Source organism: Bartonella sp. AA126HLJHH (assembly GCF_042197425.1).
Taxonomy (GTDB): Bacteria; Pseudomonadota; Alphaproteobacteria; order Rhizobiales; family Rhizobiaceae; genus Bartonella.
This window is the reverse complement of record NZ_JBHIRU010000001.1, coordinates 80,628-102,880: the sequence shown is the minus strand read 5'-3', so window position 1 is coordinate 102,880 and position 22,253 is coordinate 80,628. Positions and strand designations below refer to the sequence as shown.

Below are 22,253 nucleotides of genomic sequence, written 5' to 3'. Positions count from 1 at the left end.
AGAAAAACAAAAAAATAAAAAGGCTGCAGAAGAAATCAATGCAGCCTCTTAATTAAGAATGCAGTTTTGGGGGGAGAAAATTTACTGCATTCACCTGCTAGATATTAGGAGGAAAAATAACCTAGCACCCCGGACTCTAATTAAAATAAAAATGAGAAACAATATATAAAAATGCATGGCTGATATGCATGAATTTTAACACTTTCAAGTCTCTTGAACTGTGTTTCGACGAAAGAAAATCATCATGAAAATAGCCATAAAAATCAACGTCAAGATCAACACAATTGTGGAAGCAGAATCAGAGCCGATAAATAAGCTGAGATAAATCCCTAAAAAACCAGAAAAAGCTGCAACAAGTATCGCGATCATTAACATAAAAGAAAACCGCTTTGTGACAAGATAGGCAATTGCTCCTGGTGCTATCAGTAAAGAAATAACGAGTACGATACCTACAGCTTTCAAAGCTGCAACAATTGTAAGAGAAATCATCGTTAGCAGGGTATAGTGGAGTAGAGATATTGGTAACCCCATTGCACGTCCTTGAACTGTGTCAAAAATATACAGCATAAAGTCGCGCCATTTTGCTGCTAAAATAAAAGTGACAACAGCAGAAATGATTGCTGTCTGCGTTATATCAAGCCAGTTAACACCCAAGAGATTACCAAATAGAATATGATTCAAATCTAAGCTACTATAAATAGACGTGGCTAAAACAAGCCCCAAACCAAACATTGAAGAAAAGACCACACCCATCACCGTGTCCTGTTTGATACGGCTATTGCTCCCTAAAAAACCCGTTAATAGTGCACACACCATTCCTGCAACAAAAGCACCGCAAGTAATCAAAGTCATTGTAATATTCTCTGGACGCATATGCTGAAACCAAGCAAATGGCAAAGAAGTTAAAAATGCGATTACCCATGGTGTTGTCATATAACCAACAACAACACCTGGAAAAACTGCATGAGAAATGGCATCGCCTAACAGCGCCCATCCTTTCAAAATAAGAAAACAGGAAAGCATCGCCATGGGAATAGAAAGAATCATGACAATAAGCATACCCTTAAGCATAAAAGAAAACTGAAACGGAAGCAGTAATTGATCAATCATGATAATATTACACCCTTTTTTGCCGCATTTATGCGTAAGCGCGCAGCAATAAACCCATGTTTAGGAGCAAAAATAAAAGCCAAAACAAATAAAGATGCTTGAAAAAGCACTACAACCCCCCCCGTTTGTGCATTCAAAAAATAACTCACATAAACACCCAAGACACTTGTGAAGGTTCCAATTACAACTGCAATAACCAAGATGTTCACGAAACGATCACTTAAAAGATAGGCCGTTGCCCCAGGTGTCACAACAAGACAAATGACTAAGAATGCTCCAACGGTTTGCATCGCAGCAACGGTACAAGCGGCAAGCAATGTGAAAAAGAGAATCTTTAAAAATTTTACGTTTAATCCAATGGCATGCGCATGCGTTTCATCAAATAATGACACAAGAAGATCTTTCCATTTCAAAAGCAATATAAGCAACGAAACAAAGCCGATAAAAGCCAATTGTAGAATATCTGTTGAACTCACTGCTAAAATATTTCCCAAAACAATCGTATCAATATTAACAGCCATTGGTTTTAATGATTTGAGAAACAACCCAAAGGCAAAAAAGGAAGAAAAAATGAGCCCAATAATGGTATCTTCTTTAAGCTTTGTCCGGTGGTTAAAAAAGAGCATTGCTGCTGCTGCAAGACCACCAGAAAAAAAAGCGCCGAGTGAAAAAGGTAACCCTAAAAGGTAAGCTCCTGCTACACCAGGAACAATCGAATGGGAAAGTGCATCACCAATCAATGACCAACCTTTTAACATCAAAAAAGCTGAAAGAAAGGCACAAACACACCCAACTAACCCAGAAACCCACATTGCATTCACCATATATTGATAGCTCAGTGGCTCAAGCAACCAAGAAATCATGCAACGTGCTCCACTCTTTCAATATCTTCACAAACGGTAGACTGCTTTCTTCCCATGAAAACATCATTTTTTTTTGTGGTTTGAAGATCAAAAATATGGTGATGCAAAGACCCTCCAAAAGTTTTCTCCAGATTTTCCTTTGTAAAGATTTTTTCTGTTAACCCAGAAGCTAAAACAGTACCTTTTATTAAAACTGTATGATCACAAAATTCGCGAACAGAACCCAAATTGTGAGTTGAAACCAAGATCACTGCTCCTTCTTTACGGAGATCTTGTAACAAAGCAATGATTTTATCTTCTGTTGTAACGTCAACCCCTGTAAACGGCTCATCTAATAAAATAGCTTTTGCTTTTTGTGCAAGCGCGCGCGCTAGGAAAACACGCTTTTTCTGTCCACCAGAAAGTTCTCCAATTTGGCGCTTGGCAAAAGCCAACATATCAACGCGTTCTAAGGCAATACGAACGGCCTCATAATCTTGTGTACGGGCATAGCGAAAGAAATTCATATGACCGTATCGCCCCATCAATACAACATCTTCAACCAAGACAGGAAAATTCCAATCAACATCTTCACTTTGAGGAACATAAGCAATAAGATTTTTTTTCAAAGCTATATCAACGGGCAAATCAAACATACGAATTTTTCCCTTTGAGGGGCGTACAAACCCCATAATCGCTTTAAATAACGTTGACTTACCGGATCCATTAACACCAACCAATGCCGTAATAGAACCCTTTGGACTTTCAAAATTCACTTCGCGTAAAGCTGTATGTCCATTACGATATGTTACCGTTACTCCTTGGGCAAAAATTCCACATTCCGTCATTGGTTTTTTACTCCCTCTACTAAAGCATTGCTAATACGCCCACTCGTGACACGTAATAAATCAATATAAGTGGGTACCTCACCATTTTTCTCACTTAAAGAATCAACATAAAGAACACCACCGTATTTAGCTCCTGTTTCTCTGGCAACCTGCTTAGCAGGCGCAGGGGAAATAGTGCTTTCAGAAAAAACTGCATGAATATTGTATTTGCGAACCATATCAATAACATGCTTGACCTGCTGTGGTGTTCCTTGTTGGTCAGCATTGATGGGCCATAAATAAAGTTCTTTTAGATCAAAATCACGCGCCAAATAGCTAAAAGCCCCCTCACTGGTCACAAGCCAACGTTTATCTTGCGGTACAGCTTCTAATTCAGCCCTAATTGGATCAATCGTTGCACGAATTTTCTGTTTATAAATTTCAGCATTCTGTTTATAAATTTCAGCATGTTCAGGATCATATTTTACAAAAGCATCGCGAATATTATCAACGTAAATCAAAGCAGAGGTCGGTGACATCCACGCATGAGGATTGGGTTTACCGCTAAAGGGGCCCTCACCAATTTTAATGGGTACAATACCTTTTGAAACAACAACACTTGGAACATCCTTGATATTTTGAAAAAACTTTTCAAACCAAAGCTCTAACTCTAAACCATTCCACAATACAAGGTTAGCTCCCTGAGCACGCATAAGATCGCGTGGGGTGGGTTGGTATTCATGAATTTCCGCACCTGGTTTTGTAATGGATTCAACATCAGCGGCATCACCTGCTACATTGCGTGCCATATCAGCAATGATAGTGAATGTCGTAACAGCTTTAAATTTACCAGCACACAAAGCAAAATTGGGTGTAAAAAAAATAACACTTCCAAAAACTATGGTGAAAAACGTTCTTACGTTCATTGATTCTCTCTTTCCTTTATATGCCTTCTTTTTATTGCAAATAATTTGCATTATCATTTAGCAATAGCAGTTATCTTTTACATTTGCAATGAAGGATTAAGAGAAAAAATAACTTTTCAAGATGTTTAAAAACAGTTTTTTCATATTGAAAAAATTGATGATTTAAGCAGCTTGTTTTGGTAAGGAGGTTCCCTTTCAAGAAGTTCTATAGCTCTTGAATGCCAAACAAAAAGGGAGCACGCAAAGATGCTCCCACTTCATGTAAAATATCTCATAAAAAATGAGAATACTCAGTAGCGCAAATATGCACCTGTCATTTTGGTAACATTATCCACGATCTTTGAGGCAAGCTTTTCTAAATCTTTATCTGTTAGAGTCCGTTCTATGGGCTGAATAGTTACTTCAATTGCAACAGATTTTTTATCTTCACCAAAGCTTAAATCTTCAAAAATATCAAAAACCCGCACTGAATGAATAAGTTTTTTATCGGCTCCACTTGCCGCCCGAATAATAAGAGAAGAGGCAACAGTTTTATCCGCTATAAAGGCAAAATCACGCCGCACCATTTGAAAAGGTAAGAGTTTCAAAGGAGGACGGCTTTTGGTCGTTTTTTTCTTTGATTCTGGAATTCGATCTAGAAAAATTTCAAAGCCGCATAAAGGGTCACTGACATCTAACTTTTCTAATGTAGCAGGATGAAAAACACCAAAAAAACCAAGAATAATCTTTGATCCAAGTTTTATGACACCTGAACGACCAGGATGATACCAATCCGGTGCTCCAACTTCAATCTGCACTTTCCCAACATCCATATCGCATGCTTCTAAAATAGCTAAAGCATCTGCTTTGGCATCAAAAACATCAACGACGGTTGCATTTCCATTCCAAAAACGCCCAGCCCCTTTAAATTGCTCTGTTCCGCGACGAATTCCACTAACAACACGGTGTTGTTTATCAGGGGTGTCGCCCTCATAAATACTTGAAACTTCAAACAAAGCAAGATCGGAAAAACCACGATCAGCATTTCTTTGTGCCGCCATAATCAAGCCAGGTAAAAGGGAAGGACGCATCATTGACATATCAGCAGCAATAGGATTAACTAATTTAAGCTCTTCTTGACCTCCTCCAAAAGCAAGAGCTTGATTTTCAGAAATAAAAGACCATGTCACCGCTTCTTTCATACCACGTTGCACTAGAGCCAAACGTGTAGCACGTGAACGAATTTGTGCGCATGGTAAAATTTGATCTTTTCCTTCTGCAAAGTTTTCCAAAGGAATAGGTTTAATTTTATCTAACCCATAAATTCTCATAACCTCTTCCACCAAATCGGCTTTACCCATAATATCAGGGCGCCATGATGGTACTTTTACCGTAACGACTTCTCCTTTTCCTTCAACAAAAAATCCAAGTTTTGTTAAAATAGAGATGACTTTTTCAGGTTCTATTTCCAAATTTGTTAAACGTTTAATTTCAGAAAAAGGAAAAGCGATCTGTTTGATTTCTTGTTGCTGATAGCCAACGATCTTCTTTTTAGATACTTCACCACCACAAAGACGTAAGACCAATTCTGTTGCAATCTCAAGTCCTGTTTCTATAAAAGCCGGGTCAACACCTCGTTCAAATCGATAACGTGCATCACTGATAAGACCTAATGCTCTTCCTGTTTGTGCAATGCTTCGCGCATCCCAAAGCGCCGATTCAATAATAATGCGATGTGTTGTTTCATCACAACTCGTTCTTTCACCGCCCATGATACCGGCAATCGAAACAACCCCCTCGTCATCTGCAATGACACAATTTTTAGGGCCCAGATGATAGATTTTTCCGTTCAGTGCTTGAAGTTGCTCTCCTTCACGCGCGCAACGTACACACAAATTACCTTTAATTTTATCTGCATCAAAAACATGGAGTGGACGACCAAGGTCAAAACTGATGTAATTGGTCATATCAACAAGCGCATTAATCGGTCTCAGACCAATTGCATTCAAACGCTGTTGCATCCACTGTGGTGATGCACCATTTTGAACATTGCGCACTTCACGCCAAGCAAAACCTAAACATAATGATGAATCTTGCAAAAAATCTAATGAAACATCGAGAGGTGTTTCAAAGGAAGGATCAAATTTTGACAGGGATAATTCTTTTAATTTTCCCATTCCAGCGGCAGCAAGATCACGTGCAATACCACGAACACCTGTGCAATCGGAACGATTAGGGGTCAAACCAATATCAATAACCGGATCATCTAAACCAGCATAAGCTGCAAATGAACCTCCAATAGGACTATCTTCTGGAAGTTCAATAATCCCATCATGCTCATTTGATAATTCAAGCTCCGCTTGTGAACACATCATCCCAAAACTTTCAACACCTCGGATTTTTCCTACAGATAATGTTACATCAAGTCCTGGAATATAAGTGCCTGGTAGTGCCAGAACACCAACAAGACCTGCGCGTGCATTTGGTGCTCCACAGACAACTTGAACAGGTGTGGAAGTCCCTGTATCGACTGATAAAATTTGAAGTTTATCTGCATCAGGATGCTTTATTGCTGTTAAAACTTTTGCAATCACAAAACCTTTTAAAGAAGACCGATCATCAACGTAATCAACCTCAAGACCTATAGCGGTTAATTTTTCACAAATTTCATTCAAAGATGCATTTGTTTCTAAGTGATCTTTTAACCAGGACAATGTAAACTTCATTTTAAAACCTCACATGAAAGCGATGACTAAGATCACACATTTCTATTAGGAAAAAAAGCAGGCATATCAAAGCAACGAAAGCCATAATGGTCTAACCAACGCAGGTCAGCATCAAAAAAAGCCCGCAAATCAGGCATACCGTATTTCAACATGGCAATACGATCAATGCCCATGCCCCATGCAAAACCTTGATATTCATCTGGATTTAAACCAACATTTTTCAACACCTGGGGATGCACCATTCCGCATCCTAAAATTTCCAACCAATCCTGTCCTTCTCCGAACTTTACTTCTGAACCAGAACGATCACATTGAATATCTACCTCCATAGATGGTTCGGTAAAAGGGAAAAAAGAGGGACGAAAACGCATTTTTACAGAGGGAACTTCAAAAAATGCTTTACAAAAGGTTTCATGTAGCCACATCATATGGGCTATGGTGGAGGTTTTATCGATGACAAGACCTTCTACCTGATGGAACATGGGAGAATGTGTTGCATCCGAATCCATGCGGTAAGTTTTTCCAGGAATAATGATCCGTATCGGTGCTTTTTGTTTTTCTAGTGTACGAATTTGTACGGGTGATGTATGGGTTCGCAATAATTTTCGTTCTCCCATTTTATCAACATCAAAAAAGAAGGTATCATGCATTTCACGCGCTGGATGCCCTTCAGGAAAATTCAATGCTGTAAAATTATAATAATCTGTTTCAATATCAGGTCCCTCTGCAAGAGAAAAACCCAACTTTGTATAAATGGCAATAATTTCCTCAATCACTTGTGAAATAGGATGAATGCGTCCCCGTTCTATAGGTGAAGAGCGAACAGGCAAGGTAACATCAACTTTTTCACGAGAAAGACGGGCATCCATTGCCTGTCTTTTCAGAAGATCACGCTTTTGTGCCCATAATTCTAAAATGCGATTTTTTAATCCATTAAGAACTGGTCCAACTTTATGGCGCTCGCCAGCATCCATTTTTCCTAATTCTTTTAATTTTTCAGAGATACTACCTTTTTTACCCAATGCTGCAATACGCACTTCTTCAAGTGCTTGTTCATCACCTGCTGCCTCTAAGGCTAAACAAATTTCTTGTTCCAGACGCTCAATATCATTCATATTTTTGCCTATTTTTTAATAAAGAAAAACCCGCACTCGCAATAGCCAGCACGGGACCTCGAATAAATGAATGCTTTAAGAGAACACGACTGGCTTATTTGACAGCGCCTTCGAAAGCATTAGGTGTCGTATCTTTTAAATATTCTAAAGCTTTTTTTGCCGAAGCTACTAAAGCAGAAAATGCTTCTGCCTCATGGATTGCTATATCTGAAAGAACCTTACGATCAACCTCAATACCGGCTTTTGATAAGCCATCAATAAAACGTCCATAAGTTAAACCTTCTGCGCGAACAGCCGCATTAATTCTCTGAATCCACAAAGCACGGAAAGTACGTTTCCTATTTTTGCGATCACGATAAGCGTATTGCTTTGAACGATCAACCGCTGCTTTAGCTGCACGAATGGTATTTTTACGACGACCGTAAAAACCTTCAGCCTGTTTAAGAACTTTTTTGTGCTTAGCGTGTGCTGTCACACCTCTTTTCACACGAGCCATATTATAATCTCCTCAAAATCAAAAGCGTAAGGTTTAAATACCATTCGGCAAATAATGCTGAATGACTTTTTTAGCATCTTGTTCACACAAAACCATTGTTCCACGTGCATCGCGAATAAATTTATTCGAACGCTTAATCATGCCGTGGCGCTTACCGGCAGCTGCTACTTTAATTTTGCCTGACGCAGTGATTTTAAACCGCTTTTTAGCGGATGATTTGGTCTTCATCTTGGGCATTTTGCTACTCCGTACATTAATTTATTCAATCAAACATTTTATTCACTCAAGCGGACCAACGCTTGAACAAGCATTTAAACAGCCACGGCATGCCCTGCCGGGCGGCTCTTAAAGACGTTTTCATAAGCTAGTATACACAAAATAGCAAGACCGTATTACAAAAAAATCGGCGCTCCATTGTCTTGAAGCTCAACCAAAGGTGCTGGAATTGCATTTGTTTTGATGGCTGCTTTACATAAATCGGCAATAATGCATTGCGTACATTGTGGTTTACGGGCTTGACAAATATAGCGACCATGTAAAATCAGCCAATGATGCGCATGGCGAATATAATGAACCGGTATAATCTTTAATAATTTTTTCTCAACAATTTCTGGTGTTTTTCCAGGCGCCAAACCAAGACGGTTGCTTAAGCGAAAAATATGTGTATCTACTGCCAATGTAGGCTGACCAAAAGCAACATTCAAGACCACATTAGCCGTTTTGCGCCCAACTCCAGGAAGGGCCATGAGTGCTTCACGCGTATCGGGTACTTGACCACCATATTGATTAATTAAACAGTTGCAAAGCGCATAAACATTACGTGCTTTTGCACGCCAAAGGCCAATTGAACGGATATGATTTGCTATTTCTTCTTCCCCTAATGCAACCATTTTTTCCGGTTGATCAGCAAGGAAAAATAATTCTTTTGTCGCTTTATTAACGCTTACATCTGTCGCTTGAGCCGAAAGCACAACGGCAACTAAAAGTGTAAAAGTATTTATATAGTTAAGATCACTCTTAGGTGTTGGGCGTTGCACAGAAAAACGGCGAAATATTTCCGCAATTTCATCTTTATTATACAATATACTAGATAAATTTCGCACCTTTGATAATTTTATGTTACTTTGAGGCATTGAACTCTCTTAAATCTTCTCTCTTGAAGTTATCATTCATGCTCGCCATATGAGAGGAGTGCAGCGAACACTTTTATAGAGTTTGGTCAAGTAAAGCCGTTTTAAAGAGGATACTCATGAATGACACATGTGACGCCTTTCTCCAATCCTTTTCTTTTAGGGTTTGAAACCGTAGAAAAAATATTGCAACGTATCGGTAAAGCTGATGAGGCTTACCCAGCCTATAATATTGAACGTTTGCATAAAAGTGATGATGCAAATCATATCCGGATAACTTTGGCTGTTGCTGGATTTAAGATTAACCATCTTAATATTTTACTCGATGATAATCAATTGGTTATTCATGGTAAACAAACAGACAACCAAAATCATCAATATTTATATCGCGGTATAGCTGCGCGACAATTCCAGCGAACCTTTGTTCTCGCGGAAGGGATGCATGTTACAAATGCAGAGTTGAAAAATGGTCTTTTATCAATTAATCTGTATCAACCAAAATTAAAAAAAGAAATAAAACAGATTCCAATTAAAGTCAGTAGTGGTGAGTCATAAAAGTTAAGGCGTAAAGGAACAGTGAAATGGGAGAACACAAACAAAACTTGTCGTTTCAGAACACATCCTACTCTGATGCGGGACAGATTGCCTATTTAAAAAAAGTTTGTACAGATGATCTGGCTAAAAACTTTCCAGATCTTCCACCAATGACCCCAGGCATTACGATATGGGCTCTCTTTGGTGAAACAGGTTATCCTATCATTTTATCCGATGAGCGTTCTATCGCCCTTGCTGGAGCCAATGAGCATGAACTACAAATTGTAACTCTGCACTAGATTACCTTACGAGAAAAAGCTGTACTCTTTATAAATTCTATCTGTTTTTTCGTAAAGGGTGTAATGTGAGTTATAATTAGATTAAGTATTGATTTATATTCATAATTAATTTTTTACAACTGGAATGAGAGTCCCAAATATCATAAGGTTCTCTCATTTGAGATCTTCTTATATTGAAACAATTAAAGTCACTTGCTTGATGTCATAAGCAGGGAGAGCCATGTGGATAAAAACACTTGAAGAAAGGAATAAAAATATCTCTTTTTAATTGTCTCAATTACCAAGGACGTTCACGATATGGGGATAAAAAAATGTATGATGGTGTCAGTTTTCTTCTTCATAAGTGTGAAGATGTCCCTTATAGATTTATATTATTCACGGGGGCTGTTATACCATTCATAGGCGCTATCGTGAAATGGGCTCGAGTGCAATGAGTATAAAGGCTATACAAGTGTATTTTGTTTGGTGTGTTTTGTTCTTCCTGAGGGGAGTAGCTCTATTGAAGAGTGTAAAAACAAAAGCATGAGATAATGCGTCATTATTATTTAAAAGATATTTTTATGAATGCGTTTGAAAGGTGTAAAGCTGAATTATAAGGAGATGATAGATTTTTATCACGATTTCTTTATATTCTTTCCAATTCCAGAAATTACGCAAACAGATAGATGCAATATACTAACCAAATCTGGCATACAAAAATCTGGAACAGTTCGTGTCATACTGAAGCGTTTTGATATTTGTCTCAAACGTGGACTCGCACAGGGATTAGATGTTGATTAACAGGTAATAAAAAACAAAGGCTTTATGAAAAAGTTTATGCAGAGCTTTTAATTTTGTGCTTCAAATGCCGCAGTACAAGGTATTTTTCTCTTTTGAATATTAAAGCTCTTGTTTTTATAATGAAGTTACAGCACAACAAGCAAAATGGAATTATTTGAGGGGAAAAAAATAATGCCTTCTTACCGTTCAAGGATATCGACCCACGGGCGTAATATGGCAGGAGCCCGCGGACTTTGGCGTGCAACAGGGATGAAAGATACTGATTTTGGTAAACCCATTATTGCGATTGCGAATTCTTTTACACAATTTGTACCAGGGCATGTCCATTTAAAAGATCTTGGGCAATTAGTCGCACAACAGATAGCAGTTGCCGGTGGTGTTGCGAAAGAATTTAATACCATTGCTGTAGATGATGGAATTGCGATGGGGCACGATGGAATGCTCTATTCGTTGCCCTCACGTGAAATCATTGCTGATTCTGTAGAGTATATGGTTAATGCACATTGTGCAGATGCACTTGTTTGTATTTCTAATTGTGACAAAATTACGCCTGGTATGTTAATGGCTGCTTTACGGTTGAATATTCCGACAATCTTTGTTTCAGGCGGTCCTATGGAAGCAGGTAAGATTAAATGGAAGGATCAAGATCTAACGGTTGATTTGGTCGATGCCATGGTTGCAGCAGCTTCAGAACAAAATTCAGAAGAAGAAGTTGCTGAAATGGAGCGTGCTGCTTGTCCTACATGTGGTTCTTGTTCAGGAATGTTTACGGCCAATTCTATGAATTGCTTAACGGAAGCATTGGGGCTTTCTCTTCCCGGAAATGGATCAATGTTAGCAACACATGCAGATCGACGAATGCTTTTTGAAGAAGCTGGAAAACAGATTGTTGCATTGGTTAAACGTTATTATGAAGAAGATGATGAAACAGTTTTGCCGCGCTCTATTGCTTCACGCAAGGCTTTTGAAAATGCAATGACCGTTGATATTGCCATGGGGGGATCAACCAATACAGTACTGCATCTTTTAGCTGCAGCGCAAGAAGGTGAGGTGGATTTTACCATGACGGATATTGATCATCTTTCACGTTGTGTTCCTGTTTTATGTAAGGTTGCTCCTGCTGTTGCAAATGTACATATGGAAGATGTTCATCGCGCTGGTGGTATTATGGGGCTTTTAGGTGAACTGGATGCGGCAGGACTCATTGATACATCAACTTATACGGTTCACGCAAAAACAATGAAAGAAGCTCTTTACCGCTGGGATGTAAAGCAAACTAATGAGCCAACAGTTCATGCATTTTATCGTGCCGCTCCAGGTGGTATTCCAACACAGACAGCTTTTAGTCAATCTTGTCGCTATGAGACCCTTGACCTTGATCGTGAAAAAGGTGTGATTCGCGATAGGGAACACGCATATTCACAAGATGGAGGATTGGCAGTTCTTTATGGAAATCTTGCAAAAGATGGCTGCATTGTAAAAACAGCAGGCGTTGATCAATCAATTTTAACTTTTAAAGGTCCGGCAAGAATTTTTGAAAGCCAAGATTCAGCTGTTTCAGCTATATTAACTGATAAGATTAAAACAGGTGAAATTGTTTTAATCCGTTATGAAGGCCCACGTGGTGGACCTGGAATGCAAGAAATGCTTTATCCAACGAGTTATCTCAAATCTAAAGGATTAGGCAAGGTTTGTGCACTTGTTACAGATGGACGTTTTTCAGGTGGAAGTTCAGGGCTCTCAATAGGACATATTTCACCAGAAGCTGCTGAAGGAGGAGCAATTGCGTTGGTGGAAGAGGGGGATATCATAGAAATTGATATTCCAAATCGTAGAATTCATATGTTGGTGGATGACGTTGAGATGAAGCAGCGCCGTTCTAAGATGGAAGCAAAAGGAAAAGGCGCTTGGCAACCGATTGAGAAGCGTCAGCGTAAAGTTTCAAAGGCTCTCAAAGCCTATGCAGCGATGACCACATCTGCTGCAAAGGGTGCAGTACGTAATATTTGATGAGTTGAATAGAGATAGTGCTCTGATTTTTTGCATCTTTTGCACGATATTCTAAGCTAATTATTTTATGAGTTTATGAACTTATCAGAATATTTCGAGTCATGATGAGTATGATTAAAAAGCTATCAATACAACTAAAAACTGCGGTAGATTGCTTATTTTAGCAGCTATGTAAAACAGATACAGTATAATTACTTTTCATATCATATTCCAATCTTATATGAGATTATGATTTCTTATTACTCATATTTATGAAAGATATTTATTGTACTGGTGGCATTATCTTGTTGTACCGTAAAACACTGTCATTTAGGACTGTGATATACGGCATCTTCCTTAAATATTAAGTGTGTTTTTAGTGTGTGGTGAATATTCTTAGACTTGTTTGTAAAGCTTTGAGTTTAAGAGAAGCGCATGATTAGGAAGTCAAGGAAAATCCGTTAGAAGTTGGACTATTTGCAGACTTGATTCGAATGAAAATCCTTATCCATTAAGGTGTGGGAAGGAGTTGAAGGATGTTTATGAAAATAAAGTACAGCTGTGATATATCTGATTATATGTTTCATATGAAAACAGTAAAAGAGCTCTTTATAACTTAAAATGTGAAGAATAACTTAAAATGTGAAGAAAATACGAGACCCATTATCCATGAATTTATTATGCAAAATGGGATGGTATTCCAACACTGACAGTTTTAAACTAAAAATATTGCTATGATAACAATAATATTGATCGTGAAAAAGCATAATTCATTAAATATGGCGTATTTGCAACGTGGAGGAGATTTCATGACAATCTTTACAAAAAACGACTATCTTGTAAAAATAGTCGATCTTGACCAATTTTTTGTATAAGAGCCAATATTAATCTAAGGGAATATGAAATATAATGCATAGGGTTTTGCCTATAGGCAATTACACTTATCAAAATATATTATGTAGAAAAGCGATGGGAATACGATAAATAACTGTTTATGCTGTGGTATATCAAAAATGGTTACGTTATCTCCTATTAAGAAGGTTTTTTAATAAAAAATAACATCTGTTTTCTATAAAGGGTTACTCTTTTCAAGCTGTTTGAGGTGGTAAATTGCTTCTAAAGCTTGTTTAGGAGAGAGTTCATCGGGATGAATATTTTTTAAAGCTTCGTGAAGTATACAATGTTTGTTTTTTGCTTCATTGACGGGAGATGTTGCTTTAAGAGAAAAGAGTGGTAAATCATCAATGAGTTTATGTCCTTTTCCAGCCATTTCGCCTTGTTCTAATTGATGGAGTACATCTGTTGCTCGTGTAATAACGGCTGGGGGAAGTCCAGCAAGCTTTGCGACTTGTACACCATAGGAACGGTCAGCCGCTCCTGGTGTGACCTCATGAAGAAAAACTACATCACCATCCCAGTTTTTGACTTTCATGGTTACATTATGCAGTCTGTCAAGTTTTTCGGTAAGTGCGGTCATTTCATGAAAATGGGTAGCGAGAATAGCACGACAATGGTTAACTTCATGGAGATATTCAACAGCAGCCCAAGCAATAGAAAGTCCATCAAAGGTTGATGTTCCACGTCCTATTTCATCAAGAATAACAAGGGAATGGTGGCTAGCATGATTGAGAATCGTTGCTGTTTCAACCATTTCCATCATAAAGGTTGAGCGCCCTCGTGCAAGATCATCGGAAGCTCCAACGCGACTAAATAGGCGATCTACGACACCAATATGTGCTGAAGTTGCTGGAACGAAGGACCCCATTTGCGCCATAATAGCAATAAGAGCATTTTGCCGCAAAAAAGTTGATTTTCCTCCCATATTAGGCCCTGTCAACAGCCAGATTGCTGCATATTGCTGATTTTCTTGCACAGAGAGATCACAATTATTGGCAATAAAAGGTTCTGCTGCTTGTTTGCGGAGTGCTTGCTCGACGACAGGATGGCGTCCTGCTGTAATGCGAAAGGTAAGTGAAAGATCAATTTTAGGGCGGCAATATCCTTGTTCTTCAGCAAGATATGCTAAAGCGACAGAGACATCTAAAATAGCAAGTGCTTCAGAGGCTTTACGAATAAAATCAACTTGTTCGGTAATTTCATGAACGAGAATATCAAAAATCTCTAGTTCAAGTGTCAATGCGTGATTGGCAGCATGGGCAATACGGCTTTCAAGGTCAGCGAGCTCTGTTGTCGTAAAACGCATAGCGTTTGCCATTGTTTGCCGATGAATAAAACGTGCTTTAGCTTGTGGATTATTTGTAAGGGAAGATGCTTGTGTGCTGGTTACTTCAATGAAATAACCTAGAATATTATTATGCTTTATTTTAAGCGTCTTAATATCTGTTTCTTGGGCATATTGCGCTTGAAGTTCAGCAATGACACGGCGAGATTCATCACGTAAAGCACGCATTTCATCGAGCTCTTTATGATAATTAGAACGAATAAAACCACCATCACGTTTAAGGAGTGGGAGATCATCAGCTAATGCCTGTTCTAAATGAAAGTATAACGCTGTGGGTAATTTTGAGAACACCTGTTGTACATCACTTATTTCTTGAGGCAGAAGCTCATTATCAAGAAGTTGATGCAATTCACGAATGATTTCAAAGCCACGCTGGATTGTCGCCATATCACGGGGACCTCCTCGTCCAAGAGCCAAACGTGAAACGGCGCGGGGCATATCTGGTCCCCCCTTTAAAATAAGCTTTATCGCTTCTGCAAGAGAAGGATTACGTAGAAAAAAATCGATAGAATCCAAACGCATATCAATAGCTGAAGGAGTGGTGAGGGGAGCAATAAGGCGGTCAATAAGAAGGCGTGATCCTCCTCCTGTTACAGTGCGATCAATAGCTTTTAATAAACTTCCATCCCGTTGACCTGATGTCGTACGAATAAGTTCAAGGCTTAATCTGGTTGCGGCATCAATAAAAAGAGTCGCACTTTCATTTTGGCGCTCAGGCTGCATGAGGGGAGGGCGATGTGTGATTTGTGTTTTTTCGATATAACGAATAGCAGCTACAATTGCAGAGAGTTCACAGCGTGAATAATCGGCAACGCCTTTAAGAGTTGAGAGTTTAAAATAATTGCAAATATCGCGTTCAGCGGTGAGTGCATCAAAGAGACAAGCAGGTTGAGGTGAAACGATACGATCAAGAACACTAAAAAGTGACTTGTGAAATTTATCATGAAAAAATGAATCAGCAACAATGATTTCTTGTGGATCAACACGCATAATATCTGCTAAAAGTTTTTCTTGGCGGCTTTCTGTTACACGAAATATGCCTGTTGAGATATCAATCCAAGAAAGAGCAAATTCCTCTCCATCGCTAGTTTTTATACGGGAAAGTGTCATCAAATAATTTGCGCGTGTTGGATCAAGGAGTTTTTCTTCTGTTATTGTTCCTGGTGTTACAAGGCGAACAACATCACGCCGAACAACAGATTTTGAGCCACGTTTTTTTGCTTCAGCAGGATCTTCTATTTGTTCACAAACAGCAACTCGGTAACCACAAGCAATCAGTTTTTGTAAATAATCATCAGCAGTATGAACGGGAACACCACACATAGGAATATCTTGTCCTAAATGTTTTCCACGTGCTGTGAGTGTAATTCCTAAGGCCTGAGCAGCTTCAATCGCATCATTAAAAAATAATTCATAAAAATCCCCCATTCGGTAAAAGAGAAGGGAATCATGATGGACGGCTTTGATTTCTATGTACTGCTCCATCATAGGTGTAAGACGTTCTTGAGAGGAAGCAGATGGGGAGGCAGGCTGTGGAATTAAATTATTTTTATGATTGTTTTTTTTATCCATTTGTACGAGGCCTGTTTCCTTTAAGTGAAGTTTTTACTCTTTTTTGTTTACTTCAATATCTATTTATCTCTAAATTGCAACGCATCATCAGATTTGCTAAGGCAAGAATAGCGATTTCTAATATATGAATCAAATTTAATGACTATACGCATTATCAAGCAAAATTTACACTGTTTTTGGAGAAAATAAAGTGAGATGAAAAAGAGCGAGCAAGATCAGAAAATGTCTCAAACTGTTTACAGTGCGAGCGAAAGAGAAGCTCTAGATTTTCATAGTCGTGGTCGACCAGGAAAGCTTGAGATTGTTGCAACAAAGTCTATGGCAACACAGCATGATTTAGCACTTGCTTATTCACCAGGTGTTGCCGTTCCAGTTAAGGCAATTGCTCAAAATCCAGCGCTAGCTTATGATTATACAGCAAAAGGCAATCTTGTTGCTGTTATTTCAAATGGTACAGCTATTTTAGGGTTAGGCAATTTAGGTGCACTTGCCTCTAAGCCGGTCATGGAAGGCAAAGCAGTGCTGTTTAAGCGTTTTGCGGATATTGATTCCATTGATTTAGAAATTGATATAAATGATACGGAAAGTTTTATCAATTTGGTGCGTCATTTAGAACCTTCTTTTGGTGGAATCAATCTTGAAGACATTAAGGCACCTGAGTGCTTTATGATTGAAAGCCGCCTACGCGAGGTGATGAATATTCCTGTTTTTCACGATGATCAACATGGTACAGCGATTATTGTTGCTGCGGGTGTTCTCAATGCTTTGACTTTAACAGGGCGCGATATGCAAAATACGCGGTTAGTCTGTAATGGTGCTGGTTCTGCTGGGATTGCTTGTATTGAACTGATTAAAGCAATGGGCTTTCGTTCTGAAAATATCATATTATGTGATACAAAGGGTGTGGTCTATGAAGGTCGTAAAGAGGGAATGAATCAGTGGAAATCTGCGCATGCTATTCAAACGGATAAACGTACGCTTATGGAAGCAATGGAAGGAGCAGATATATTTTTCGGGGTTTCTGCTAAAGGTGCTCTTACCCCTGAAATGGTAAAATCCATGGCGCCGCAGCCGATCATTTTTGCTATGGCCAATCCCGATCCAGAAATTACACCGGAAGAGGTTATGCAAGTGCGTCATGATGCTATTGTTGCAACAGGGCGTTCCGATTATCCAAATCAGATTAATAATGTTCTCTGTTTTCCTTATATATTTCGTGGTGCGCTTGATGTGCGTGCAACAGTTATTAATGAAGACATGAAGATTGCTGCGGCAAGGGCTCTTGCCGATTTAGCGCATGAGGAAGTACCTGACAGCGTTGCAGAAGCTTATCGTGGAAAGCGATTAAAATTTGGTCCTAATTATATCATTCCCGTTCCTTTTGATCCGCGTTTGTTCACAGTTGTTTCAATAGCGGTAGCAAAAGCAGCAATGGAAAGCGGTGTTGCACAAAAGAACATAGATGATTTAGAGGCCTATGAGCGTGATTTAAATGCGAGGCGTGATCCTACTTCTTCGATAATGCGTGGGGTTTATAACCACGTTCGTCAAGCGCCAAAACAAATTGTTTTTGCAGAAGGTGAAGAAGAACAAGTTATGCGGGCAGCCGTTTCTTATGTTCATCAAAAATTAGGACAAGCGATTTTGGTTGGTCGGGAAGAGCAAATAAGAGAAGCAGCTGTTATCGCTGGAATTGATTTGGAGCGTGAAGGTATTTCTATTATAAATGCCAAGCTTTCTTGCCGTACAGATGCTTATGCGAATTATCTTTATAAAAAGATGCAGCGTCAAGGCTGGCTGTTGCGTGACTGTCATCGTCGTATCAATAATGATCGCAATTATTTTGCTGCGTGTATGGTGGCACTAGGAGATGCTGATGCAATGGTTACAGGGGTGACACGCAATTATGAAACAGCGTTGATCGATATACGTCGGGCAATTGATGAAAAACCAAAAGAACGATTGATTGGTATTTCAATGGCCATTTGCCGTGGCCGAACTGTGTTTATTGCCGATACAGCTGTTTATGAAAATCCTAATGCTGAAGAATTTGCTGATATAGCGGAACAAACAGCTTCGTTTGTACGTGGATTTGGGTATCAACCACGGGTAGCATTTTTAGCATTTTCTACGTTTGGCTACATGAAAGGGCAGACGACGCAGCAAATTCAGGATGCAATTAATATTTTGCACGAACGCAAGGTTGATTTTGAGTTTGATGGAGAAATAAGCGCTGATGTGGCGCTCAATTCCAAATTGATGCAGCAATATCCATTTATGGGATTAACGGAGCCTGCTAACATTTTGGTTATGCCTGGATATCACGCATCTTCCATTGCAAGCAAAATGTTACAAGAACTCGGTGAAGCAACTATCATTGGTCCTATTTTAATTGGATTGGAAAAATCTGTCCAAATTGTACCGTTTAGTGGGAGCGATACAGATGTTGTCAATATTGCAATGCTTGCGGCTTATCATGCCGCAAAAGTCGTCTAAAGGAAAAAAGCCCCTAATATACCAATAATATATCAAGGGGCTTTTTGATAGCAAAAAAATAAATTTTTTAAGAGGGCTGTATTTGATTGTCTTTTTGCTCTTCAGAAAGACGCTTTTGGAAGAGTGCTGCAAAATCAATAGGATCAATCCACAAAGGTGGAAAACCACCACTTTGAGTAGCATCAGATATAATTTGGCGAGCAAATGGAAATAAAAGACGGGGACATTCAATAAAGACCAGTGGCATAACATGTTCTTGTGGAATGTTTTTAAGGTGGAAAACACCACCGTAAATAAGTTCTACATGAAATAAGGTTTCAGTTTCATCATTGGCTTTGACGGAGAGAGACAAAACGACATCATAATTGTCATCACCAATTGGGTTAGCATTGACGTTAATATTGATATCAATTTGTGGTGATTTTTCACGTGCACGTAATGAACGAGGAGCACCAGGGTTTTCGAATGATAAATCTTTTAAATATTGAGTTAATACAGCAAAAACCGGCTCTCCACCACTGTTATTCATTTCATCTTCGGCCATACGACAAACCTCTTCCATTATAATATGTATATTTATTTTAGATCTAAAGACCAGATTGGTTATCACGCCTTGCAAAAGGTTGCAAGAAATGCGCTCTTTATCTTGAATATTTTTTTAGTTTGTTACAGATTTTTTAGGCATTTCAATGGTTATCATCATTTTTGCGCCATGGAGATTCTGTCGTATCATGAATTGTGTAATCTTCTGCTTTTAGATCAATTATTTTTTCAGAGTCATTTTTTCTTTTAGTATTGGGATTCATTTTGTTTTTTAATGATGCAAAGAAATGCCAAGCAACAGAGCGAATTGGTTTAATAAGAAGTAATATTCCCAAAAGGTCAGTTACAAAGCCGGGAAGAATAAGTAAAATTGCACTAAACATGATGAAAGCATCATTAATAATATTATTCTCTAATGTGCGTCCTTGGATAAGTTCATTTTGTATATTTTTTAAGAGGCTAATCCCTTGAATTCGCAATAAAACAACCCCAACTATGGTTGTGAGAATAACCAAGCTCAAGGTTGCCAAAATACCAATTTCTTGACCAACAAAGATAAAACCAGCAATCTCGATTAAAAGAATGCAAAGAAAGATAACAACAAAAAAACGAGGATTTATAGAATAAAGTTTTATCACATGAAAGTTTCCTTCTAGATGAGTAGGGGGAGAAATTCTTAAGAGAACTCCGTTTAAATACAAAATCTATAAAAATATTTGAATGATAAGATTCCTTATTTTACATATTTATTGATAAATGGTATTGACTGCAATGTTTATTAGAGACTTAAGCTTTGGAGATTGACAGCGCCTATGGAATTTGACGTTATACTTGTCATAGCTCTTGTTGTTATGGTTGTTATTTTTGTGCAACTCCGTAATGTATTAGGGAAACGAATTGGGTTTGAAAAGCCACCCTTTGATCCTTATTCACGACGTTCTAAAAAACAAGTTGAAGCAGAAACGGCTGATAATATTGTTTCGTTCCCTCATCAGAAAAATTCACAAAAAGACGACTTTAGTGAAATTGATAAAATTTCACCGGAGGGGAGTGTTTTGAATAAAAATTTGCGGGAATTTCATAGAATTGATCCTCATTTTTCTCCTCAACTTTTTATAAAAGGTGCACAAATTGCGTATGAAATGATTGTAACAGCTTTTGCCAAAGGTGATCGCAATCAACTTAAAAGCTTGCTTTGTCAGGATGTTTTTGAGAGCTTTTGTATGGCTATTGAGCAACGAGAAAAAAATAAAGAAAGAATAGAATTCACTTTTGTTGGAATTAATAAGGCCGAATTTGTTGCGGCGGCAATACAAGAAAAAGATGAACTTTTAACGATACGTATTGTCAGTGAGATGATTTCTGTTACTTATAATGAACAGGGCGAGCGTATAGACGGTGATCCTGATGCTATTGTAGAAATCAGGGATATTTGGACTTTTGTTCGCAATAGTTTATCGTCAGATCCCAACTGGAAGCTTTTTGCTACAGAAAATGAAAATTAAAATACTTTTTGTTTTTCTTCCATAAGCATTCAATGATTTATGAGAAATTAAAATGTCCTCAAGTAAATGGAGACAAAAAAGAGATTTATTGGCTTCACAAGATCGTCTTTTATGGGAGATGGTTTGTCGTACGATAACACCGCTTCACGGTAAGATGCTCTCTTCTGCTTCAGAAACTATTGCAAATATTAATGATAAAAAACAGCCTGTAACTCAAATCTCCTCATTGTCTCAGGAAAATCAACAACCCTCGACAATTATTAAAAGAGAAAAGAGGTCAGTTACACAAGCACAAAAGATTCATTTCTTTGATCATGTTGCATATCGTAAAATTTCCCAAGGTCGTTGTCCTCTTGAGGCGCGTCTTGATCTCCATGGTTATATGCAGGAAGAAGCTTATTTTTTCTTAAAAAAATTTCTACAGTCCTCTCAGCAGAGAGGATTGCGTTATGTCCTTGTGATTACAGGAAAAGGACGATCCGTTGGGAGCGATGGAGCTTTGTATAGATTTGTTCCGTATTGGTTATCAACACCAGCTTTTCGATACTATGTCCACGCGTTTGAGCAAGCAGCGCGTCAGCATGGCGGAGAAGGTGCGCTTTATGTTTGGTTGCGCCGTTTTGTGTCGGGAGAAGGAAAGTGATGTTATTGTGGTCGCTCTAGATTTTATATTTATTTATACTTATAATTTATTGTTTTTGTATATTTCGTAAGAGCCTTGAATACAATATTCCCTTCTTTATAATTTTTTATAAAAAATTATAAAGATATTATTTTACATTCTACGTATTGCTTCACGCTTTTGTTTATCGCATTCTTTAACGGGGCACATCCCTCACGCAAAACAGAATGATATTGAATTGCATATATTCACAGGCTTGTTTTAAAGAAACATCTCTCAACGCTCCCAAGCCTATTTTGCGACGGCATCCATGAAGAGTATAATGATAAATCCATGAAGCACACCCTATCTTTATACTTAATAAAAGGGCAATCTGGCATCATCACACACTTTGCCATCTCCCAATGTTGCAACAACCCTTTAAGTCCTTGGCACTTGAAAGCATTTATAAGAGGCATGCTTTTCTTTAAGTGTTTTTAACTCTCCACAGTTCTCATCTCGCTCGTGACGCCCAAACAAA

19 protein-coding genes and 1 pseudogene are annotated in these 22,253 nt (G+C 38.4%); 7 read left to right on the top strand and 13 right to left on the bottom strand.

The annotated features are described in order from the left end of the window. Window positions 1–204: 204 nt before the first annotated feature. The 9 genes from ACFIQC_RS00360 to nth form a co-directional block, all read right to left on the bottom strand. Entirely contained in the window at window positions 205–1,110 is a 906-nt protein-coding gene (locus ACFIQC_RS00360; RefSeq protein ID WP_273790250.1) for a metal ABC transporter permease, read from the bottom strand. After that, entirely contained in the window at window positions 1,107–1,973 is an 867-nt protein-coding gene (locus tag ACFIQC_RS00355; RefSeq protein ID WP_375611406.1) for a metal ABC transporter permease, read from the bottom strand. Before ACFIQC_RS00355 ends, ACFIQC_RS00360 begins: the two co-directional genes overlap by 4 nt. Continuing rightward, entirely contained in the window at window positions 1,970–2,800 is an 831-nt protein-coding gene (locus ACFIQC_RS00350) for a manganese/iron ABC transporter ATP-binding protein (protein ID WP_375639514.1), read from the bottom strand. The genes ACFIQC_RS00355 and ACFIQC_RS00350 overlap by 4 nt, the downstream gene beginning before the upstream one ends. Then, entirely contained in the window at window positions 2,797–3,705 is a 909-nt protein-coding gene (locus ACFIQC_RS00345) for a metal ABC transporter substrate-binding protein (protein WP_375611408.1), read from the bottom strand. Before ACFIQC_RS00345 ends, ACFIQC_RS00350 begins: the two co-directional genes overlap by 4 nt. Window positions 3,706–3,995: 290 nt before the next feature. Further along, complete coding sequence (pheT, locus tag ACFIQC_RS00340) at window positions 3,996–6,410, bottom strand: phenylalanine--tRNA ligase subunit beta (protein WP_375706591.1); 2,415 nt, start codon at window positions 6,408–6,410, stop codon at window positions 3,996–3,998. Between the two features lie 32 nt (window positions 6,411–6,442). Further along, entirely contained in the window at window positions 6,443–7,525 is a 1,083-nt protein-coding gene (pheS, locus tag ACFIQC_RS00335) for a phenylalanine--tRNA ligase subunit alpha (protein ID WP_375639716.1), read from the bottom strand. Between the two features lie 94 nt (window positions 7,526–7,619). Continuing rightward, on the bottom strand, window positions 7,620–8,021 hold the full coding sequence (rplT, locus tag ACFIQC_RS00330) for a 50S ribosomal protein L20 (RefSeq protein WP_012754515.1): 402 nt from the start codon (window positions 8,019–8,021) through the stop codon (window positions 7,620–7,622). Window positions 8,022–8,054: 33 nt separating this feature from the next. Further along, a complete protein-coding gene (gene rpmI, locus ACFIQC_RS00325; RefSeq protein WP_183193590.1) occupies window positions 8,055–8,258 on the bottom strand; it encodes a 50S ribosomal protein L35 in 204 nt (67 codons plus the stop codon). A 155-nt stretch (window positions 8,259–8,413) separates the two neighbouring features. Beyond that, window positions 8,414–9,154 carry an endonuclease III gene (gene nth, locus ACFIQC_RS00320; protein WP_375639713.1) on the bottom strand — a complete coding sequence of 247 codons (741 nt, stop codon included), beginning with the start codon at window positions 9,152–9,154 and terminating at the stop codon, window positions 8,414–8,416. A 120-nt stretch (window positions 9,155–9,274) separates the two neighbouring features. Here nth and ACFIQC_RS00315 point away from each other — a divergent pair, with 120 nt between their 5' ends. The 4 genes from ACFIQC_RS00315 to ilvD all read left to right on the top strand — a co-directional run bounded on the left by ACFIQC_RS00315 (window position 9,275) and on the right by ilvD (window position 12,774). After that, on the top strand, window positions 9,275–9,706 hold the full coding sequence (locus ACFIQC_RS00315; RefSeq protein ID WP_375612819.1) for an Hsp20 family protein: 432 nt from the start codon (window positions 9,275–9,277) through the stop codon (window positions 9,704–9,706). Between the two features lie 26 nt (window positions 9,707–9,732). After that, a complete protein-coding gene (locus tag ACFIQC_RS00310) occupies window positions 9,733–9,984 on the top strand; it encodes a DUF1150 domain-containing protein (RefSeq protein ID WP_012754519.1) in 252 nt (83 codons plus the stop codon). Between the two features lie 600 nt (window positions 9,985–10,584). Continuing rightward, complete coding sequence (locus ACFIQC_RS00305) at window positions 10,585–10,764, top strand: hypothetical protein (RefSeq protein ID WP_375611413.1); 180 nt, start codon at window positions 10,585–10,587, stop codon at window positions 10,762–10,764. A 171-nt stretch (window positions 10,765–10,935) separates the two neighbouring features. After that, window positions 10,936–12,774: a dihydroxy-acid dehydratase gene (ilvD, locus tag ACFIQC_RS00300; RefSeq protein ID WP_375620847.1), complete on the top strand. Its 1,839-nt coding sequence runs from the start codon at window positions 10,936–10,938 to the stop codon at window positions 12,772–12,774. 1,048 nt (window positions 12,775–13,822) lie between these two features. Here ilvD and mutS read toward each other — a convergent pair. Continuing rightward, the gene (gene mutS, locus ACFIQC_RS00295; RefSeq protein WP_375706590.1) at window positions 13,823–16,567 is read right to left on the bottom strand and encodes a DNA mismatch repair protein MutS; all 2,745 of its coding nucleotides are present in this window, start codon (window positions 16,565–16,567) and stop codon (window positions 13,823–13,825) included. A 195-nt stretch (window positions 16,568–16,762) separates the two neighbouring features. Between mutS and ACFIQC_RS00290 the strand changes: the two genes are divergently transcribed. Then, window positions 16,763–19,063, top strand: a complete 2,301-nt coding sequence (locus ACFIQC_RS00290; protein ID WP_375706589.1) for an NADP-dependent malic enzyme — start codon at window positions 16,763–16,765, stop codon at window positions 19,061–19,063. Window positions 19,064–19,130: 67 nt separating this feature from the next. Here ACFIQC_RS00290 and secB read toward each other — a convergent pair whose 3' ends face one another. Together secB and ACFIQC_RS00280 are read right to left on the bottom strand one after the other, a co-directional pair. Further along, entirely contained in the window at window positions 19,131–19,607 is a 477-nt protein-coding gene (gene secB / locus ACFIQC_RS00285) for a protein-export chaperone SecB (protein ID WP_375611417.1), read from the bottom strand. A gap of 142 nt (window positions 19,608–19,749) precedes the next feature. Continuing rightward, entirely contained in the window at window positions 19,750–20,244 is a 495-nt protein-coding gene (locus tag ACFIQC_RS00280) for an FxsA family protein (protein ID WP_375612822.1), read from the bottom strand. A gap of 174 nt (window positions 20,245–20,418) precedes the next feature. On the opposite strand from ACFIQC_RS00280, the gene ACFIQC_RS00275 reads away from it, so the two are divergent. Beyond that, window positions 20,419–21,111, top strand: coding sequence for a Tim44/TimA family putative adaptor protein (locus ACFIQC_RS00275; RefSeq protein WP_375612823.1), 693 nt, complete (start codon window positions 20,419–20,421; stop codon window positions 21,109–21,111). A gap of 52 nt (window positions 21,112–21,163) precedes the next feature. After that, window positions 21,164–21,754 (top strand): Smr/MutS family protein, encoded by a 591-nt coding sequence (locus ACFIQC_RS00270; RefSeq protein WP_375611420.1) that lies wholly within the window; start codon window positions 21,164–21,166, stop codon window positions 21,752–21,754. 135 nt (window positions 21,755–21,889) lie between these two features. Here the strand turns inward: ACFIQC_RS00270 and ACFIQC_RS00265 are convergent. Next, window positions 21,890–22,138, bottom strand: a pseudogene (locus ACFIQC_RS00265) (Arm DNA-binding domain-containing protein); the annotation flags it as partial. Window positions 22,139–22,253: the final 115 nt, after the last annotated feature.

What these genes read in the sequence shown, in the direction of transcription:
- nth (WP_375639713.1), bottom strand. Translation starts at nt 9,154, where the DNA reads ATGCCTCAAAGTAACATAAAATTATCAAAGGTGCGAAATTTATCTAGT.
- ACFIQC_RS00350 (WP_375639514.1), bottom strand. Translation starts at nt 2,800, where the DNA reads ATGACGGAATGTGGAATTTTTGCCCAAGGAGTAACGGTAACATATCGT.
- ACFIQC_RS00360 (WP_273790250.1), bottom strand. Translation starts at nt 1,110, where the DNA reads ATGATTGATCAATTACTGCTTCCGTTTCAGTTTTCTTTTATGCTTAAG.
- pheS (WP_375639716.1), bottom strand. Translation starts at nt 7,525, where the DNA reads ATGAATGATATTGAGCGTCTGGAACAAGAAATTTGTTTAGCCTTAGAG.
- ACFIQC_RS00270 (WP_375611420.1), top strand. Translation starts at nt 21,164, where the DNA reads ATGTCCTCAAGTAAATGGAGACAAAAAAGAGATTTATTGGCTTCACAA.
- ilvD (WP_375620847.1), top strand. Translation starts at nt 10,936, where the DNA reads ATGCCTTCTTACCGTTCAAGGATATCGACCCACGGGCGTAATATGGCA.
- ACFIQC_RS00315 (WP_375612819.1), top strand. Translation starts at nt 9,275, where the DNA reads ATGACACATGTGACGCCTTTCTCCAATCCTTTTCTTTTAGGGTTTGAA.
- mutS (WP_375706590.1), bottom strand. Translation starts at nt 16,567, where the DNA reads ATGGATAAAAAAAACAATCATAAAAATAATTTAATTCCACAGCCTGCC.
- ACFIQC_RS00310 (WP_012754519.1), top strand. Translation starts at nt 9,733, where the DNA reads ATGGGAGAACACAAACAAAACTTGTCGTTTCAGAACACATCCTACTCT.
- ACFIQC_RS00345 (WP_375611408.1), bottom strand. Translation starts at nt 3,705, where the DNA reads ATGAACGTAAGAACGTTTTTCACCATAGTTTTTGGAAGTGTTATTTTT.
- secB (WP_375611417.1), bottom strand. Translation starts at nt 19,607, where the DNA reads ATGGCCGAAGATGAAATGAATAACAGTGGTGGAGAGCCGGTTTTTGCT.
- rplT (WP_012754515.1), bottom strand. Translation starts at nt 8,021, where the DNA reads ATGGCTCGTGTGAAAAGAGGTGTGACAGCACACGCTAAGCACAAAAAA.
- rpmI (WP_183193590.1), bottom strand. Translation starts at nt 8,258, where the DNA reads ATGCCCAAGATGAAGACCAAATCATCCGCTAAAAAGCGGTTTAAAATC.
- ACFIQC_RS00305 (WP_375611413.1), top strand. Translation starts at nt 10,585, where the DNA reads ATGATAGATTTTTATCACGATTTCTTTATATTCTTTCCAATTCCAGAA.
- pheT (WP_375706591.1), bottom strand. Translation starts at nt 6,410, where the DNA reads ATGAAGTTTACATTGTCCTGGTTAAAAGATCACTTAGAAACAAATGCA.
- ACFIQC_RS00355 (WP_375611406.1), bottom strand. Translation starts at nt 1,973, where the DNA reads ATGATTTCTTGGTTGCTTGAGCCACTGAGCTATCAATATATGGTGAAT.
- ACFIQC_RS00290 (WP_375706589.1), top strand. Translation starts at nt 16,763, where the DNA reads ATGAAAAAGAGCGAGCAAGATCAGAAAATGTCTCAAACTGTTTACAGT.
- ACFIQC_RS00275 (WP_375612823.1), top strand. Translation starts at nt 20,419, where the DNA reads ATGGAATTTGACGTTATACTTGTCATAGCTCTTGTTGTTATGGTTGTT.